This window comes from Agrobacterium sp. 22-3639C2 (assembly GCF_053522105.1).
The window spans coordinates 401,786-417,817 of record NZ_JBNWDB010000005.1; the positions used below are offsets into that span (position 1 = coordinate 401,786).

Annotated in this window: 12 protein-coding genes; 7 read left to right on the top strand and 5 right to left on the bottom strand. The window is 59.5% G+C overall.

Annotation, left to right across the window (positions count from 1 at the left end; genetic code table 11):
* Window positions 1-120 precede the first annotated feature (120 nt).
* The 6 genes from ACQZ6D_RS22230 to ligD all read left to right on the top strand — a co-directional run bounded on the left by ACQZ6D_RS22230 (window position 121) and on the right by ligD (window position 8,476).
* On the top strand, window positions 121-1,224 hold the full coding sequence (locus tag ACQZ6D_RS22230; protein ID WP_448730047.1) for a hypothetical protein: 1,104 nt from the start codon (window positions 121-123) through the stop codon (window positions 1,222-1,224).
* A 185-nt stretch (window positions 1,225-1,409) separates the two neighbouring features.
* Window positions 1,410-3,749 (top strand): bifunctional diguanylate cyclase/phosphodiesterase, encoded by a 2,340-nt coding sequence (locus tag ACQZ6D_RS22235; protein ID WP_111784135.1) that lies wholly within the window; start codon window positions 1,410-1,412, stop codon window positions 3,747-3,749.
* A 207-nt stretch (window positions 3,750-3,956) separates the two neighbouring features.
* Entirely contained in the window at window positions 3,957-4,850 is an 894-nt protein-coding gene (locus ACQZ6D_RS22240; protein ID WP_448730046.1) for an SDR family oxidoreductase, read from the top strand.
* 19 nt (window positions 4,851-4,869) lie between these two features.
* Window positions 4,870-5,154: a hypothetical protein gene (locus ACQZ6D_RS22245; protein ID WP_112161252.1), complete on the top strand. Its 285-nt coding sequence runs from the start codon at window positions 4,870-4,872 to the stop codon at window positions 5,152-5,154.
* The gene (gene ku, locus ACQZ6D_RS22250; RefSeq protein ID WP_112161251.1) at window positions 5,151-5,981 is read left to right on the top strand and encodes a non-homologous end joining protein Ku; all 831 of its coding nucleotides are present in this window, start codon (window positions 5,151-5,153) and stop codon (window positions 5,979-5,981) included. The genes ACQZ6D_RS22245 and ku (ACQZ6D_RS22250) overlap by 4 nt, the downstream gene beginning before the upstream one ends.
* Before the next feature lie 2 nt (window positions 5,982-5,983).
* The gene (gene ligD / locus ACQZ6D_RS22255; RefSeq protein WP_111796670.1) at window positions 5,984-8,476 is read left to right on the top strand and encodes a DNA ligase D; all 2,493 of its coding nucleotides are present in this window, start codon (window positions 5,984-5,986) and stop codon (window positions 8,474-8,476) included.
* Between the two features lie 3 nt (window positions 8,477-8,479).
* On the opposite strand, the gene ku (ACQZ6D_RS22260) is transcribed toward ligD, so the two are convergent.
* The 3 genes from ku (ACQZ6D_RS22260) to ACQZ6D_RS22270 all read right to left on the bottom strand — a co-directional run bounded on the left by ku (ACQZ6D_RS22260) (window position 8,480) and on the right by ACQZ6D_RS22270 (window position 11,017).
* Window positions 8,480-9,271 (bottom strand): non-homologous end joining protein Ku, encoded by a 792-nt coding sequence (gene ku / locus ACQZ6D_RS22260; protein WP_004431193.1) that lies wholly within the window; start codon window positions 9,269-9,271, stop codon window positions 8,480-8,482.
* 97 nt (window positions 9,272-9,368) lie between these two features.
* Window positions 9,369-10,373 carry an anion permease gene (locus tag ACQZ6D_RS22265; RefSeq protein ID WP_448730045.1) on the bottom strand — a complete coding sequence of 335 codons (1,005 nt, stop codon included), beginning with the start codon at window positions 10,371-10,373 and terminating at the stop codon, window positions 9,369-9,371.
* Window positions 10,373-11,017, bottom strand: coding sequence for a DUF47 domain-containing protein (locus ACQZ6D_RS22270; RefSeq protein WP_065660286.1), 645 nt, complete (start codon window positions 11,015-11,017; stop codon window positions 10,373-10,375). Before ACQZ6D_RS22270 ends, ACQZ6D_RS22265 begins: the two co-directional genes overlap by 1 nt.
* A gap of 113 nt (window positions 11,018-11,130) precedes the next feature.
* Here ACQZ6D_RS22270 and ACQZ6D_RS22275 point away from each other — a divergent pair, with 113 nt between their 5' ends.
* Window positions 11,131-11,673, top strand: coding sequence for an NUDIX domain-containing protein (locus ACQZ6D_RS22275; protein ID WP_112391511.1), 543 nt, complete (start codon window positions 11,131-11,133; stop codon window positions 11,671-11,673).
* A 21-nt stretch (window positions 11,674-11,694) separates the two neighbouring features.
* Here the strand turns inward: ACQZ6D_RS22275 and ACQZ6D_RS22280 are convergent, their stop codons facing one another.
* Together ACQZ6D_RS22280 and ACQZ6D_RS22285 are read right to left on the bottom strand one after the other, a co-directional pair.
* Window positions 11,695-14,841, bottom strand: a complete 3,147-nt coding sequence (locus ACQZ6D_RS22280) for an efflux RND transporter permease subunit (RefSeq protein WP_448730044.1) — start codon at window positions 14,839-14,841, stop codon at window positions 11,695-11,697.
* Between the two features lies 1 nt (window position 14,842).
* Window positions 14,843-15,991 (bottom strand): efflux RND transporter periplasmic adaptor subunit, encoded by a 1,149-nt coding sequence (locus ACQZ6D_RS22285; RefSeq protein WP_448730126.1) that lies wholly within the window; start codon window positions 15,989-15,991, stop codon window positions 14,843-14,845.
* Window positions 15,992-16,032: the final 41 nt, after the last annotated feature.

The following is a 16,032-nucleotide window of genomic DNA, read 5'->3' on the forward strand; positions in this document are numbered from 1 at the left end:
CTTGAATTCTTGGGGTTTTCGCGATGGCTCTAGCGGGTTAGACCGTGCAGCGATCAACCCTTTCCCAGAGCGGGATTCCCAAACCCCGCTCGCTCACATTCCACTAAATGCGTTGGCACCATGAGCTTCCCACAGATCAAACTTCCCGCAAGGCCGCTCGGTTTGAAGCGCGGTGTCATTTCGGTACCGGCGGCCTATTATTTTTCCATCCCCGTGCTGCTGGTGATTACAGTCTTCCTGCTCGTGGCCGAAGGCCCGGGTGTGTTGCGCGACTATCAGATCAGCCGCGACCCGCTGGAGATCGAAAGCGGCGATATCAACGGCAGTTGCAAGACCCGCAAGGCGATCTTCACGAATTGCGAAGCGGAGCTTTCCTACGAGCATGGCGGTGTGAGCTACAATAAGGATGTCGAGGTCATGTTCGTCGATTTCCATTCCGGCGACTATGAAACCGGTCTGGTCATTTCGGCGAAGAATCCCGAACTTGCAACGATTTCGCTTGGCCTCGATATGCTCTGGAACCGGATCATAACCCTGGGCGTGTTCGTTGCCCTGCTCGGTTTCGGCTGTTTCGCACTGCTGCTTGCACTTATCCGCACCTTGCGGGCTCGTCTGCGTCTGCGGCACCCGGCGCCATTGACTGTTATTCCGGTGGCGCTGACGGCGGTCGCCGAAAAACGCAGCCGTCTCTTCGTGACCTATGCCGATACGGTCAGGGAAGGGAAGACGAAGAGGCAATCCTTTACCTACCTGGAGAGAGGGCGAATCCCGGTCGTCGTCGGCCACACAGGCCAACACGATGTCGCACTGGCGGTCTGGCACGGTGAAACCCCGCTGCCTGTTCTGCTTGACGATCAGCTGGAGCGAATTGACCTATCGGAACAGGAAAGAGCGGAAGCACTTGCCTCGCTCGAACCGGTGCTTGCGAACCGTGGGCAGGAGGGCGTATCCGCCCCCGGCGCGGCGGTGACAAAGGCCCCAAGCCTTGCGCGACGGCTGGCAACGTTCATTGCAATTGTCGCCTTTATCGTCGTTGCGACCTTGGGGTACTGGCTGTGGTACGTCACCAGCGCGCCTTCGCAATTCAACTCTCCGGGCATGGACCTCAACAACATGATGCCCTCGGCGCTCAACGAGTGGGGCTGCGCGCGTCTGCAGGAGCGTTTTGCTGATGGTCCGGCACCTTTCGGTTGTGCCGGGGACGATTTTCGAAGCTGGAAATAAAGGCTTTCTCTCTTGGCGTTTATTGGGCCGGTCGCAAGAGCTTTGTGGGCTGGCGCGTCGGCCCGGCGTCCCCTGGCTCTTTGTCGATGAGATCGATCAATTATCCAAAGTTGCATTAGAGATTTATAAATAAACCAACTCCATAGTGCGATCGTGGGCGGTTCTCGAGGCTGGGAGAGTGCATCATGTTCACGGTTCTGGAATGCGTTGCGGTACAACACGATCATGCGATCGTGCTGCTTGCAGCGGTTATTTGCCTGCTTGGCATGCATGCTTTTTTCCATTTGTTGTTGCGTGCGGAAGAAAGCCCGGCTGGCCGCAAGCCTTACTGGGTGCTGGTTGCCGCCTTTGCAGCGGGGCTCAGCGTCTGGGCCACGCATTTCGTGGCCATGCTTGCTTATAAGGGTTCAGTCCCGATCGGCTTTGATTTCCAGTTCACGGCTCTGTCGGCGGTTCTGGCCGTTTTGGGGTTCTGGCTGGCGCTCAGGGCGCGCTCGCAGGCGAGCTACAGTCCCGTTATCGTCGGAACGCTGGTTACCCTTTCGGTTGCCGTCATGCATTTCGTCGGCATGGCGGGCATGGATGTGGCCGCTACGATCAGCTATCGCTGGGCCCCCGTTTTGGGCGGCTTTGCCGTTGCCTGGGTATTTTTTCTGCTGGCCTTTTTCCTGTTCCTTCGCTCCGCCGCATGGAAACGCATCGTCATTCCGGCCGGATGTTCGATCTTGGCAATCTGCGCTTTGCATTTCACCGCCATGTCGGCCACGATCCTGTCGCCGGATCCGTCCGTCGCTGGCCCGGATCCCGACAATCTCGCCAGAGTGATCATGATTGCTGCCGTTTCGGGCGTGACTTTCCTTGTCCTCGCAGCCACTGCCACCGCCGCTCTCGTTGACCGCTACCTTGTCGATCTCAAGGGGCTTGTGGATGCGACGCTGGATGGTCTTGCCGTGGTCCGTGATGGCCGCATTGTTGAGCTGAACACCCGTTTTGCCGGGCTTGTCGGCAGCGATGAGGCATCGCTGATGGGTAAAAATCCAGATGATCTCTTCAAGGCCATGGACGGACAGCCCACCTATCTGCCGCGCCTCGCGCCGGTCGAGGCAATCCGCGAACGCACCGACCGGCCGCAGGTGTTCGAGCTTGCCGTGCGCACCATCGAGTATCGCGGCCATCCTTGCGAAGTGCTGGCCATCCGCGACCTGACGGAAAAGCGGGAGGCGCAAAGGGAGATCGAATATCTGGCCCGCCACGATGTGCTGACCGGCCTTTCGAACCGCACCATGTTCCAGACGCGGCTGCACCAGCAGATCGAACATTGCGACGCGGAGGATGAGTTTGCCTTGCTGGCGCTCGATCTCGACCGGTTCAAGGCGGTCAACGACATTTTCGGCCATGCCGAGGGCGACCGGGTGCTGAAAAAAGTTGCGACCATCCTCGATGAATGCGCAAGGCCGGGAGATATCGTCGCCCGTCTCGGGGGCGACGAATTCGTTATCCTGACTGCCCGGCACACCAAATCGGAGGAGGCACGTCTGCTTGCCGAGACAATCCTTGCCATGTTCGGGTTGAAAATGAATGCGGCCAACGACCCGACCGCTGTCGGCGTCAGCATCGGCATCGCCGTCTTTCCGCGGGACGGGAACAGCAACGAAAGCATCTTGCACGCCGCTGATCTGGCGCTTTACCGCGCCAAGATGGGTGGGCGCGGAATATTGTCCTTTTATGATCCCCTGATGGATCAGGAGGCCCGCGAGCGCCGCCAGCTCGAAACTGATCTGCGGCTCGCCATCAACCGCAACGAATTGGTGTTGAACTATCAACCTGTCCTTTCCGTCGAATGTGGTCAGGTCGTCGGTTATGAGGCGCTGGTACGCTGGCAGCATCCGACAAGGGGTGTCGTACCTCCGGATGTCTTCATTCCGATTGCAGAGGAAAGCGGGATCATCATCTCGCTCGGCGAATGGGTGCTGCGCGAGGCCTGCCGCCAGGCGAGCACCTGGGCGCCGCACTTGAAAATCGCAGTCAATGTTTCACCATTGCAGTTTTCGCTCGCAAATCTCGGCCATGTCGTCTGCACGGTCCTCATGCAGTCCGGCCTTTCGCCGAACCGGCTGGAACTCGAGATCACCGAAGCCGCGTTGCTGAAGGACCGCAAGGCGACGCTGATCATCCTCAACCAGTTGAAGGCGCTGGGTGTGGCCATCGTCATGGATGATTTCGGCACCGGTTATTCCTCGCTCAGCAACTTGCAGAGCTTCCCCTTCGACAAGATCAAGATCGACCGCAGCTTCATCGCCGCCATGAGTGAGGATGATAATGCCCGCGCCATCGTGCGCGCGGTGATCGGCCTCGGTCGCAGCCTCGATCTGCCAGTGACGGCGGAGGGTATCGAAACCGACGCGCAATATCGCATGGTTGTCGATGAAGGTTGCGCGCAGGCGCAGGGTTATCTCTTCGGCAGGCCGGATGTGGCTCCTGCCGCGGCGGCAAGCACTGGCAAGCGGAAGAAACATTCCGTCTGAAAGAGGAGTGCGGCGGCGTGGTGCCGTCGTAATTCCATTCTCCTACGCCAATGGAACGAGAGCGAACGCAGATCGTTAGGATTGTGTGTGGTGCGTCCGTGTCGCCACCGCCGCAGCCGGCGGCAGACGACAGCCCTGACCTTCCGATGATGAATTCGCTGGTCATGAGACGCACCAAGGATGGAATTCTATCTCTGGGAGAAACCAATGACAGACCGCCTTGAGCCGCAGGACCCGCGCAACCAGTATCCGCGCCCGCCCTTTTCAACGCCGACTCAGGAAATGCCGGGGCTGGTCACGAACATGATGCCTTTCCCTGATCATGGTGAAAAGACCTATCGCGGCAGCGGCAAACTTGCCGGGCGCAAGGCGCTCATAACCGGCGGTGATTCCGGCATCGGTCGCGCCGTGGCAATCGCCTTTGCGCGAGAGGGTGCAGATATCGCGATATCCTATCTGCCGGAGGAAGAATCGGACGCCGAAGAGGTGGTAGCACTTATCGAAGCGGAAGGCCGCGTGGCGGTCGCCTTACCCGGAGATATTACCGACGAGGCATGGTGCCGCGAACTGGTTGAAAAAGCGGTAGGTGATCTCAACGGCCTCGATATTCTAATGATCAATGCCGCAAGACAACAATATCGCGAGGGTATCGCCGAGCTGTCGACTGAAGATTTCGACCGCACGATGAAGACCAATCTCTACGCGCTGCACTGGATTGCGCAGGCCGCCGTTCCTTATCTAGAGCCCGGATCGTCGGTGATTACCACCGCATCTATACAGGCCTATGAGCCGTCTCCCATTCTTCTTGATTATGCAACTACGAAAGCCGGCATCGTTGCCTATACGAAAGCGCTCGCCAAACAGCTTATCGAAAAGGGCGTTCGGGCAAATGTCGTCGCGCCTGGTCCCTTCTGGACGGTTTTGCAGCCAAGCGGCGGGCAGCCGGACGAAAAGGTCAGGAATTTCGGTAAGGACAGCGATTTTGGCCGTCCAGGCCAGCCTGTGGAACTGGCACCGGTCTATGTGCTGCTGGCTTCGCAGGATGGCAGCTTCATCAATGGCGAGGTCTATGGTGTGACCGGAGGCCGGGGCGTTGCCTGATCGGCTTTGAGGACTTGACATGAAACGACAGACAGAACGTTCAGACAGAGATGTGAAGCCCTTCGATGTCCGCGACCGGCTGATACTGGCGCTTTATGCGCAGCTGAAGGCCGAGCGACAAACGCGCGAGGCCATGGAATGGGTCATCCGCAATGGCGGGCTTTCGCCAGAGGTCCTGGAGGCAATGGCATCCGACCCTGTGCCGGTGTTGGCGGAGGCAGACGTTCCCGCTATCGAGCGCATCCTTGCTGCGGACCGGGGCAGAGGCCAATCCTCTCAAGACGACCGTGGGCGGCGATCATGAACCGGAGAGCGAGCTGGAAGGGTCATCTGACATTCGGCGATTTCACCTGTGAAATCGGTCTTTATTCCGCGCTCACTTCATCGGAAAAGATCTCCTTCAACATCGTCAACCGAAAGACCGGCCATCGCGTCGAAAGGCAATATGTCGATAGCGATACCGGCGACGCTGTCGACCGCGAGGATCAGGTCAAGGGATATGAACTCGACAATGGCGACCATATCGTCATCGAGGGAGATGAGATCGCAACGCTGATGCCGGAAAACGACAAGGTCATCCGCATCAGGCATTTTCTGAGCCACGACGAGATCGACAAGCTCTATTTCGATAAATCCTATTATCTGGCGCCGACGCAGGAAGGTGGCGAAGAGGCTTTGACGCTGCTGGCAAAAGCCATGGACGACGAAAAGGTTTCGGCACTTGGCGAAGCGGTACTCTTTCGCCGAAACCGCGTGCTGTTGATCCGTCCAAGCGGCAAGGCGCTCGTGGCGACGACCTTGAATTTCGGCTACGAGGTTCGCTCGCAAACCACCGTTTTCAAGTCCATTCCAGATATTCAGTTCGATGAAGAGATGCTTGAACTCGCCGGTCACATCATCGGGAAACGGGCAGGCACATTCGATCCGGCGGAATATACCGATCGTTACAATGATGCGCTGGCGGAACTGGTGAAGGCGAAGATCGAGGGCAGGGAAATCAGTAAACAGCCGCCGCGCAAGCAAGATAACATCATCGACTTGAAGGAGGCTTTGCGCCGCAGCGCCGGTGACGGCGAAAGCGGAAAATCTACCGCTGGTGCGGGGCGCAAATCCTCCCGGAAAGCGAGCTGATCATGGGTTTGCAGAGCTATAACGCCAAGCGCAGTTTCGACAAGACGCCGGAGCCGAAGGGCGACAAGGTCGATGCGCAGGGATCCAGTTTCGTCATACAGAAGCACGATGCCCGCCGGCTGCATTACGATTTCCGGCTGGAGATGGACGGCGTCCTTAAAAGCTGGGCTGTAACCCGCGGGCCGAGCCTTGACCCTGAGGACAAGCGCCTTGCGGTCCACGTCGAGGACCACCCTCTAAGCTACGGCGACTTCGAAGGCGTAATCCCGAAAGGTCAATATGGCGGCGGCACTGTCATTCTTTGGGATCGTGGTGTCTGGCGCCCGATTGGCGACGCCAAGAAAGGCTACCGCAAAGGCCATCTCGAATTCGAACTGGAGGGCGAAAAGCTTAAAGGCCGCTGGCATCTTGTACGTATGCATGGAAAGCCCGGTGAAAGCCGTGAAAACTGGCTGCTGATCAAGGGCGACGACGAAGAGGCAAGGCATGATGGCGGCGCCGATATTCTGGAGGAGCGGCCGGAATCCGTGAAGACTGGCCGAAGTGTTGAAGAAGTTGCCGCCAAGCCGAAGGACACCTGGAATTCGAAGCCCGTGTCGAAAAAGACCGTTAGTTCTTCCTCGGGCAAAAAACAGGCGCATGCCCTGCCGAAAGGTGCCCGCAAACAGGCGCTGCCATCCTTCGTGCCGCCGGCACTTGCAACGTTGAAACCCAAGCCACCGGAAGGCTCCCGCTGGCTGCATGAGATCAAGTTCGACGGCTATCGCCTGCAGGTCCGTATCGACCACGGCAAACTCCAGCTTCTGACCCGTAGCGGACTGGACTGGACCGAAAAGTTCGGCGATGCCGTGGCGGGAGCGCTCAAGTCGCTGCCGGCCGAAACGCTGATGATCGACGGCGAAATCGTGGTGGAACGGGACAGCGGCGCCTCGGATTTCTCAGCCTTGCAACAGGACCTGAGCGAAGGGCGCAGCGACCGCTTCGTTTTTTATGCCTTCGATCTCCTGTATCTGGATGGCACGGATTTGCGCGGGGCGGCGCTGACGGACCGCAAGGCGCTACTGGAAAAGCTGCTGCCCGCCAGCAACCCGCATCTTCGCTACAGCGAACATTTCGAGGAAAGCGGCGGGCTTGTTCTCGATCATGCCTGCCGCCTCAGCCTCGAGGGCGTTATCTCCAAGGTCAAGGACAGCAAATACGTCTCTGGCCGCAAGGGTAACTGGGTGAAATCCAAGTGCTCGATGCGGCAGGAATTCGTCATCGGCGGCTATACGCTTTCCTCCGCGTCGGACAATGCCATTGGCTCGCTGGCGCTCGGCGTTTATGAGGAAGGCAAGCTGCGTCATGTCGGCCGCGTCGGCACCGGCTATACCGCTGACATTGCCGAAATGCTGCTTGGCCGCCTGAAGCCGCTGGGCATCGATGACAGCCCTTTCGGCGAAAAGCTCACGGCACTTGCGCGCCGCGACCTCTATTTCGTCAAGCCGGAACTGGTTGCAGAAGTGGAGTTTCGTGCCTGGTCCGGAGATGGCAATCTGCGCCATGCGTCATTCCGCGGCTTGCGGGAAGACAAGCCGGCGGGCGAAATCGAACGCGAGGATAAAGCCGTGTCGGAACAAGGGACGCCGCAGTCAAAGATCAAGTTCACCCATCCGGAACGACTTTATTGGCCGGACGATGGCGTGACCAAGGAAGGGCTTGCCGATTATTACGTCCAGGTCTGGCGCTATATGGCCCCCTTTGTCGTTAACCGGCCTCTGGCGCTGCTGCGTTGTCCGGAAGGGATCGATGGTCAGCGTTTCTTCCAGAAACACGCCTGGCGCGGTGTGAACAAGGCGATAGAACAGATCAAGGATCCGAAGGACAAGGGCGGCGAACCGCTTATCAGGATTACGGATTTCGATGGCATGATGGCCCTGGTCCAGTCCGCTGCGCTTGAAATTCACCCATGGGGGGCGACAACCGCGAACTGGGAAAAGCCTGACATGATCACCATGGATATAGACCCCGGCGAGGACGTGTCATGGCAGGAGGTAATCGATGCGGCACTGGAACTGAAGCGGCGTTTCGAAGATGCCGGTCTGGCCGCTTTCGTGAAAACCTCCGGCGGCAAGGGGTTGCATGTCGTGGCACCTTTGAAACCGGAAGCGGGATGGCCGGCCTTGAAGGCCTTTGCAAAGACCATGGCGGATGACATGGCCAAGGCGGAGCCGGAGAAATATCTTGCGGTGGCAACCAAAGCGAAACGCCAGGGCCGCATCTTCCTCGACTATCTGCGTAATGGCAGGGGCAATACGGCTGTTGCGCCCTATTCGACACGTGCCCGACCGGGAGCCGCCATTTCAGCGCCAATCGAATGGGCGGAACTCTCAGATGAGATAGGTCCGGCACACTTCACGGTCAGCAATATCGGCGCGCGCCTTTCTGCCCTGAAGAAGGATCCATGGGACGGCTTTTTCGCTGCCGCGCGACCCCTGCCGAAAAAGGCCCGATGAGCGTCAGCCTTTCTTGTCCGAGGCAAGGCTTTTCTTCAAGGCATCCATGATGTTGATGACGTTGCCGCCGGTCCGGGTTTTCGTGCCGGTCTTCTTTTCCGGGGAAGAGACGGTCTTGCTCTTGGTTTTCAGCAAAGCGCTGATCTTTTTCTGGATCGGATCCTGAACCAGCGCCGGTTTCCATCCCGTCATCTGTTTGCCGATGCGTTTTTCCATCGCGTCCAGCAGCGGCTTTTCGATTTTCATCTTCGGATCCAGCGCGTCGATGCTTTCGCGCACTTCCTCGCCATAGTGCAGGGTCCACAGAATGATGCCCTTGCCTGACGGTTCCAGCAGAACCGCTCTTTCACGGCGGTAGAGAACAAGCCGCGCAATGCCGACAACGCCGTTTGCCCGCATGGCTTCCCGTATCACGCTGAAGGCTTCCGTGCCGATCTTGTCTTCCGGGCGCAGGAAGTGCGGCCGGTCGTACCATATCCAGTCGATAGAGCCTGTGGGTACGAAGGTCTGGATGTCGATGGTGCGGGTGCTTTCGAGCGCGACCGCATCGATCTCGTCATCCTCCAGCAACACATAATCGTCTTCGGCGCGGGGAAACCCCTTTACCTGGTTCTTTGCGGCCACCGGCTTGTGGGTAACGCTGTCGACATAGCGGCTTTCGACGCGATTGCCGGTTTTGCGGTTGAGAACGTGGAAGCGGTATTTGTTGCTTTCGGTTGTGGCAGGCGTCAGCGAAACTGCGGCCGTCACCAGCGACAGCTTCAGATAGCCCTTCCAGAAAACCTGCCGTGCCATGATCCGCGATCCGCCTTGTCGCCTGTTGTCTCCCGGATCAACAACCACAGGGTGGCTTTTGTTCCGGGAGCTTTGGCAGAGAGGGCGGGTCTCTGTCTCAGCCGAACAGCGATGTAAGACCATAGACAGATGCGGATATCAGGGCAGCGGCCGGCATGGTCACGACCCAGGCAATGACGATATTGCCCGCAAGGCCCCAACGCACCGCCGAGACGCGACGTGCGGCACCGACGCCGATGATGGCGCCGGTGATCGTATGGGTGGTGGACACCGGAATGCCGAGCCACGTCGCGCCGAAAAGTGTCAGCGCACCGCCGGTTTCGGCGCAGAACCCCTGCATCGGGTTCAGCCTGGTGATTTTCGACCCCATGGTGTGCACGATGCGCCAGCCGCCGAACAGTGTGCCGAGCGCCATGGCCGACTGGCACGAGATCACCACCCAGAACGGCACGTAGAAGCTCTCTCCAAGATGCCCCTGGCTGAACAGCAGCACAGCGATGATGCCCATGGTCTTCTGTGCGTCATTGCCGCCGTGGCCGAGCGAATAGAGCGAGGCGGAAATGAACTGCATGATGCGGAAGGTGCGATCCACGGCGAAGGGCGTCTGGCGCACGAACAGCCAGGAGACGGCAAGCACCAGCAGCAGTGCCAGGAAAAAGCCGATGGCCGGCGACATGAAGATCGCGCCCACGGTTTTCAGAAGACCCGACCAGACGATGGAATTGAAACCGACCTTCGCAAAGCCCGCACCGACGAGACCGCCGATCAAGGCATGTGACGAGCTGGAGGGAATGCCGAAAATCCAGGTGATGATATTCCAGACGATGGCGCCCATCAATGCCGCGAAGATGACCTGCGGGGAGACGATGGCCGGATCGATGATGCCGGTTCCGAGCGTTTCGGCCACATGCAGGCCGAAGAACAGGAAGGCGATGAAATTGAAAAAGGCCGCCCATGCCACCGCATATTGCGGGCGCAATACACGGGTGGAGACGATGGTGGCGATGGAATTTGCGGCGTCGTGGAGACCGTTCAGAAAATCAAAGAACAGCGCGATGGCGATAAGGCCGACAAGCAGTGGCAGTGCAAGCGCGACATCCATCAGACGTTCTCGATAACGATGCCGCTGATCTCGTTCGCCACGTCCTCGAAGCGGTCGACGACCTTTTCGAGTTCGCCGTAGATCTCGCTGCCGATCATATAGGCCATGGCATTGCCGGTCGCACCATGGCGCCGGAAGAGGTCCTTCAGGCCCTGGTCATGAAGCTCGTCGGAGCGCCCTTCGACGCGGGTAACCTCTTCGGCAATCACCGACAGGCGCTGGGCATTGGTGCCGACCTTTTCCAGAAGCGGGATGGCTTCGGCGATGAGGCTTGCCGCACGCACGATCTCGTGGCCCATCTCGCGCATCAGCGGGTCGAATTCGGTTTGCTCGAACAGCCGGATCGTCTTGACGGTCTTGTGCATCATGTCGATGGCGTCATCCATGGACTGGATGAGGTCCTTGATATCGCCACGATCAAAGGGCGTTATGAAGCTGCGGCGCACCGCAAGCAGAACGTCGCGGGTAATATCATCCGCCTGGTCTTCGAGGGCGACGATAAGGTCGCAGTTTTTCTCGACGTCGACGCCGCTCAGAAGGTGGTCCAGAGCTGCGGCGGCTTTGACGACCGTTTCCGAATGTTTGCTAAACATGTCGAAGAAACGGTCCTCGCGCGGCATCAGCTTGCGAAAAATGCTCATCATGCGAATTGGCCCTCAATGGCGCTTTATTAGTTGTGGGGGGTGATTGTCATAAAACTGTCATAAATGCACGCGGGGCATTGATGCAACCCGGAAAATCGGCAGTATCAACGGATATGAAATCCATGAAGAAAAGCCGGAAAGCCCGTCCGGCGCGTTCCCTGACATTGCTCCAGCAACTTGCTGCTGTTCCTGAAAAGCTGTTCACCGGCTCTTTCCGGCAGCAATATGCCGCCTTATGCTTCCGTTATACCGGAAGCGGCGAAGAGATCGAAATTCTCGTCGTCACCTCCCGCACCAGCGCACGCTGGATCATTCCGCGCGGCTGGCCGATGAAACGCAAGAAGCCGCATGAGGCTGCCGCGATCGAGGCGTGGGAGGAAGCGGGCGTTCGTGGCCGCGTGAGGAAGGACGCTGTTGGCCGCTACACCTATCTCAAGATGCTCGACAATTGCGATGTCGTTCCCTGCGTTGTCGATGTCTTCCAGATCGAGATCACCGGGGAGGAAACGAGTTTCAAGGAGCGCGGCGAACGCCTTCTGGAATGGGTTCGCCCGGACGAGGCAGCAAGGCGCGTCCGGGAAATCGAACTGAAATCGCTTCTGGTCGACTTCCGCCCGAGGGGGAAGAGGAAACGCCTGACCGAAGAAAAGTCCTGACGGCAGACGTCACCAGCGAACCTAGGATGGTGAAGATGGACGTTTGGTCGATCCGGTCTCCCCCATCTCGTCCGGTGCCTTCGGTAGCAGGCGGGCGAAACGCCGGGTGATGCTGTCGATGTAAGACAGGATTGTCGGCACCACGATCAGGGTGAGCAGGGTCGAGCTGATGAGGCCGCCGATTACTGCGTGCGCCATTGGCGCGCGCTGCGCCCCGCCACCGCCCACGGCCAGCCCGAGCGGAATCATGCCGAAGATCATCGCAAGCGTCGTCATGATGATCGGGCGGAAGCGGATGATGCCGGCGCTCGCCAGCGCTTCGTTGAGCGAAAGTCCACGCTTCCTTTCGCGGTTGGCGAAATCGACAAGCAGGATGCCGTTCTTTGTAACGAGGCCCATCAGCATGATGAAGCCGATCAGCGAGAACATGTTGATCGTGCTGCCGGCAACCAAGAGCCCGACGAGGACGCCGATGAGAGATAGCGGCAGCGACGCCATGATGGCGAGCGGTTGGAGGAAGCTGCCGAATTGCGAGGCGAGCACGATGTAGATGAAGATGACCGCCATTGCGAGCGCGGTTACCATGTGGCCAACCGTCTCCTCCATGGTTTCGGCGTCGCCGCCGAAGCGGATACGGTAGCCGTCCGGCAGGTCGCGGGCGGCGGTAAGGGTTTTCAACACATCTGTCACTTCGCCAAGCGCTCGTCCGGATATGTTGGCCGAAACCAGCACCTCGCGGCGATTGTCGATGCGGCGGATTTCGGCGGGTGCTTCCACGGTGGTGATATCGGCGACCTGATCCAGACGTACCATCAGGGGCGAGCCGTTGGATGCCGTGCGGCTGGTGGCGATCATCAACTCGCTGATCCTCGTCATGTCGGCACGCCGCTCGCCGGGCAGGCGCACGACGATGTCGTAGCTGTTACCGCCCGCATCCGTCCATTTCGACACGTCCTCACCGGCGATGAGCGGCGAGAGCGCTGCGGCAAGATCGGATCGGGAAATGCCGAGATCGCTTGCCGCCTCGCGTTTCAGGCGTACCGAAAGGATGGAGGTCACGTCGCGGGTGCTTGAGGTCACATCCACGAGGCCGGGGATCTTTTTCATGTCCTCCATCAGGCCGTCGGCGATCTTTTCGAGGATCGCCCGGTCGTCGCCGAGAATGCTGAGCTGGACGGGGCTTTCGCCACCGCCGAGGCCGTTTTGCAGGATCGCGACCTCTATGCCCGATATGGCTGACAGGCGTTTGCGGATCGGATCGGCCAGCGTGACCGGAGTTCGGGTGCGCATCTCCAGCGGCACCAGTCCCACCAGAACGGCGGCGCGATGTTTACCGACGGTGCCGCCGGTATTGACGGTGGAACAGAGCATCTCGACTTCCGGGAATTCCTGGAGTGCCTTCTCGACCTGCCGCACCTTCGCCGTGGTGTAATCCAGCGAGGAGCCGACCGGTGCCGTGACGTTGATCTGGAAGCGGCCTTCATCCGTATTCGGGACGAATTCCGCACCGACCAACGGCACCATGAGCAGGCTGCCGACAAAAATGCCTGATGTGACGAGCAGGGTGACGAGCCGGTGGTGCAATGTCCAGCCGATCACGTGCCGATACTGATCGGCGAGCCATTCGAAGCCGTGATCGAAACGGGCGATCAGCCGGCCCACCGGCCCACGCCGGGCGTTGGGTTGCGCATCCGGATCGTACCAGACGCTCGACAGCATCGGATCGAGCGTGAAGGCGACGAAAAGCGAGATCAGCACGGCAGCTGAAACGGTGATGCCGAATTCATAGAAGAACCGACCGACGATGCCGTCCATGAAAGCGACGGGCAGGAAGACCGCCACGATTGTTGCCGTTGTCGCGATAACCGCAAGTCCTATTTCGTTCGTGCCGTCGAGTGCTGCGCGGATATGGGATTTCCCCATGTGAAGGTGACGGGTGATGTTTTCGCGCACGACGATGGCGTCATCCACCAGAATGCCGATGGAAAGCGTCAGCGCCAGGAGGCTCAGTGTATTGAGCGTGAAGCCCATAACATCAATGACCGCAAGCGTGCCGATGATCGCGATCGGCAGCGTCAGTCCGGTGATGACGGTGCTGCGCCAGGAATTGAGGAACAGGAAGACGATGGCCACGGCAAGTGCCGCCCCTTCTATCAACGTCGTCTGCACCTGGGTGACGGATTCCCGGATGGGAATGGATGTGTCCGTAATGACCCGCAATTGCACGTTTTGCGGAACAAGGCCGGCATTGAGGGCGTCCAGGCGCTTTCTCACATCCGCGACAACCTGAACCGTGTTGGCATCCTGAACCTTGACGATGTCGATCGCCAGCGCAGTCTGGCCATTATAGAGGGCACGGTTTTCTGGGTCGGCAGCCCCTTCGGAGAGTGCGGCGATGTCGCGAAGATAAATGGCTGCGCCACCGCGCCGGGCGACGACCATGTCCAGCAGCGCCTGCGGTTCGGCGATGCGGCCCTGCACCTGGATCGTGCGTTCGGAAACGGTATCGACAAGGCTTCCAGCCGGGCTGTTGCTGTTGCCGGTGCGTAGCGCGCTTACCACCTCGTTGATGCCGATCCCAAGCGCGCGCATGCGGGTGTCGTCGATCGTGATGTCGATCTGCCGCTTGCGGGCGCCGACCAGCGTTGCCTGCCCCACGCCGGGAACAGTCGTCAGTTGCCGCAGCACCTTCTGGTCGGCAAGGGCGGTGAGTGCGGGTATGTCGAGCGACGTCGAGCTTATCGCCACCGACAGGATAGGCTCGGCGGCGGGATCGAACCGGGATATGACCGGCTTTTTGGCCTCTTGCGGGAAATTCGCGTCGATGGCGGCGATCTTGTCGCGCACCTCCTGTGCCGCGGTCGCGCTCTTAACCTCGAGCTTGAATTTTGCTACGACGACAGAGCGTCCCTCGTAGGAGGTTGACGTGATCTCGTCCAGACCGCCGATGGCGTTCAGCGCATCCTCGACCGGGCGCGTCAATTCTGTCTCCACCGTTTCCGGCGTGGCGCCCGGATAAGCTGTGGACACCACAACGACGGGAACGTCGACATTGGGGTAGAGGTCGAGCCCCAGCCGCTGCAACGAGAAAAGACCCATGACCAGAAGCGCCACCATCATCATGGTGGCGAAAACGGGGTGGGAGACGGATATGCGGGTCAGAAACATCTCAGCCTGCCTTGTCGACCGTAACAGCCATGTCGGGCTGCAATTCGGGAAGCGGTGCGGTCAGGATCGTCTCACCGTCCTGTAGACCGGCGCCTATCTCGATCAGGCTGCCATCGTTCCAGCGCGAGCCCACCGCCACCGTCTGGCGGCGAAGATGGCCGTTCAGGACTTTAAGGACATGGTAGCCGGTTTCGTCTTTGCGAAGCGCGATTGCAGGAACGACAAGCGCATCGTTTTTTTCGCGCACGAGGATGGACCCGCTGGCGAACATTCCTCCCCACAGCCGGCCGTTGCGGTTGGCAAGCCGCAGATAGACGGCGACAAAGCGCGTCCCGTCTTCGGCAACCGGGCTGATGCGCTCAACGGTGCTTCTGAGAGGCTGGCCGCCGATGCCGTCAATATCGAGTTCGGCGGTCTGGCCAACGGCGACCCGTGGGATGTCGCGCGTGGCAACGAGAACCTTCGCCTCAAGCATGCTTGTATCGACCAGCGTCATGAGTTCACCATCGGCACTGACGCGGGAGCCGATTTCTGCCTGCCGGCGAGTAATGGTGCCATCAAAAGGCGCGCGGATTTCGGCATTGCGAAGGGCAAGGCGGGCGATATCCACCTGCGCCGAAAGGCTCTGAAGCCTTGCCGTTTTCACAACGACATCGCTCTTCGCCTTGTCGAGCTGTTCAGCCGATGCGATATTTTTTGACGCCAGCTGTTCGGTTCGGGTGAGGGCCTGCATCGCCAGTGTCAGTTCGGCCTCGGCCGCATCCCGGTCGCTCTGCCGCAGCAGGAGAGTCGATTGCAGTTCCTCGGTTTCGAACCGTACCAGCAGGTCGCCCGCCCGCACCGCCTGTCCGTCCCGGACATTCATATCCAGAATTTTTCCAGCCTCGCGGGCGCGGATCACGACACGGCTGACCGGCTGAAGTTCGCCACTGACGCTGAGCCGCTCCGCCATCGCTCGTGTGCCGATCCTTGCGATTTCCGCAGCCGTCAGTTCGAACGGGATACCGGCCGGGCTCATCGAGGTTGACGCCACGATCCCCTTGACGCGCTCGTTCGCATCGACGCTTCCGCGCGCCGGATCAAGAGCCGTGACGACGAGAGCGCAGCCCGCAAGCGCGATCCCCGCCTTGATCGTTCTTTTCACCCACATAACATAATCCTTCCAGGCAAAACTCATCCTGTGACCGCCGA

What these genes read in the sequence shown, in the direction of transcription:
- ACQZ6D_RS22270 (WP_065660286.1), bottom strand. Translation starts at nt 11,017, where the DNA reads ATGATGAGCATTTTTCGCAAGCTGATGCCGCGCGAGGACCGTTTCTTC.
- ACQZ6D_RS22275 (WP_112391511.1), top strand. Translation starts at nt 11,131, where the DNA reads ATGAAATCCATGAAGAAAAGCCGGAAAGCCCGTCCGGCGCGTTCCCTG.
- ACQZ6D_RS22265 (WP_448730045.1), bottom strand. Translation starts at nt 10,373, where the DNA reads ATGGATGTCGCGCTTGCACTGCCACTGCTTGTCGGCCTTATCGCCATC.
- ligD (WP_111796670.1), top strand. Translation starts at nt 5,984, where the DNA reads ATGGGTTTGCAGAGCTATAACGCCAAGCGCAGTTTCGACAAGACGCCG.
- ACQZ6D_RS22280 (WP_448730044.1), bottom strand. Translation starts at nt 14,841, where the DNA reads ATGTTTCTGACCCGCATATCCGTCTCCCACCCCGTTTTCGCCACCATG.
- ACQZ6D_RS22245 (WP_112161252.1), top strand. Translation starts at nt 4,870, where the DNA reads ATGAAACGACAGACAGAACGTTCAGACAGAGATGTGAAGCCCTTCGAT.
- ku (WP_004431193.1), bottom strand. Translation starts at nt 9,271, where the DNA reads ATGGCACGGCAGGTTTTCTGGAAGGGCTATCTGAAGCTGTCGCTGGTG.
- ACQZ6D_RS22240 (WP_448730046.1), top strand. Translation starts at nt 3,957, where the DNA reads ATGACAGACCGCCTTGAGCCGCAGGACCCGCGCAACCAGTATCCGCGC.
- ACQZ6D_RS22230 (WP_448730047.1), top strand. Translation starts at nt 121, where the DNA reads ATGAGCTTCCCACAGATCAAACTTCCCGCAAGGCCGCTCGGTTTGAAG.
- ACQZ6D_RS22285 (WP_448730126.1), bottom strand. Translation starts at nt 15,991, where the DNA reads ATGTGGGTGAAAAGAACGATCAAGGCGGGGATCGCGCTTGCGGGCTGC.
- ku (WP_112161251.1), top strand. Translation starts at nt 5,151, where the DNA reads ATGAACCGGAGAGCGAGCTGGAAGGGTCATCTGACATTCGGCGATTTC.
- ACQZ6D_RS22235 (WP_111784135.1), top strand. Translation starts at nt 1,410, where the DNA reads ATGTTCACGGTTCTGGAATGCGTTGCGGTACAACACGATCATGCGATC.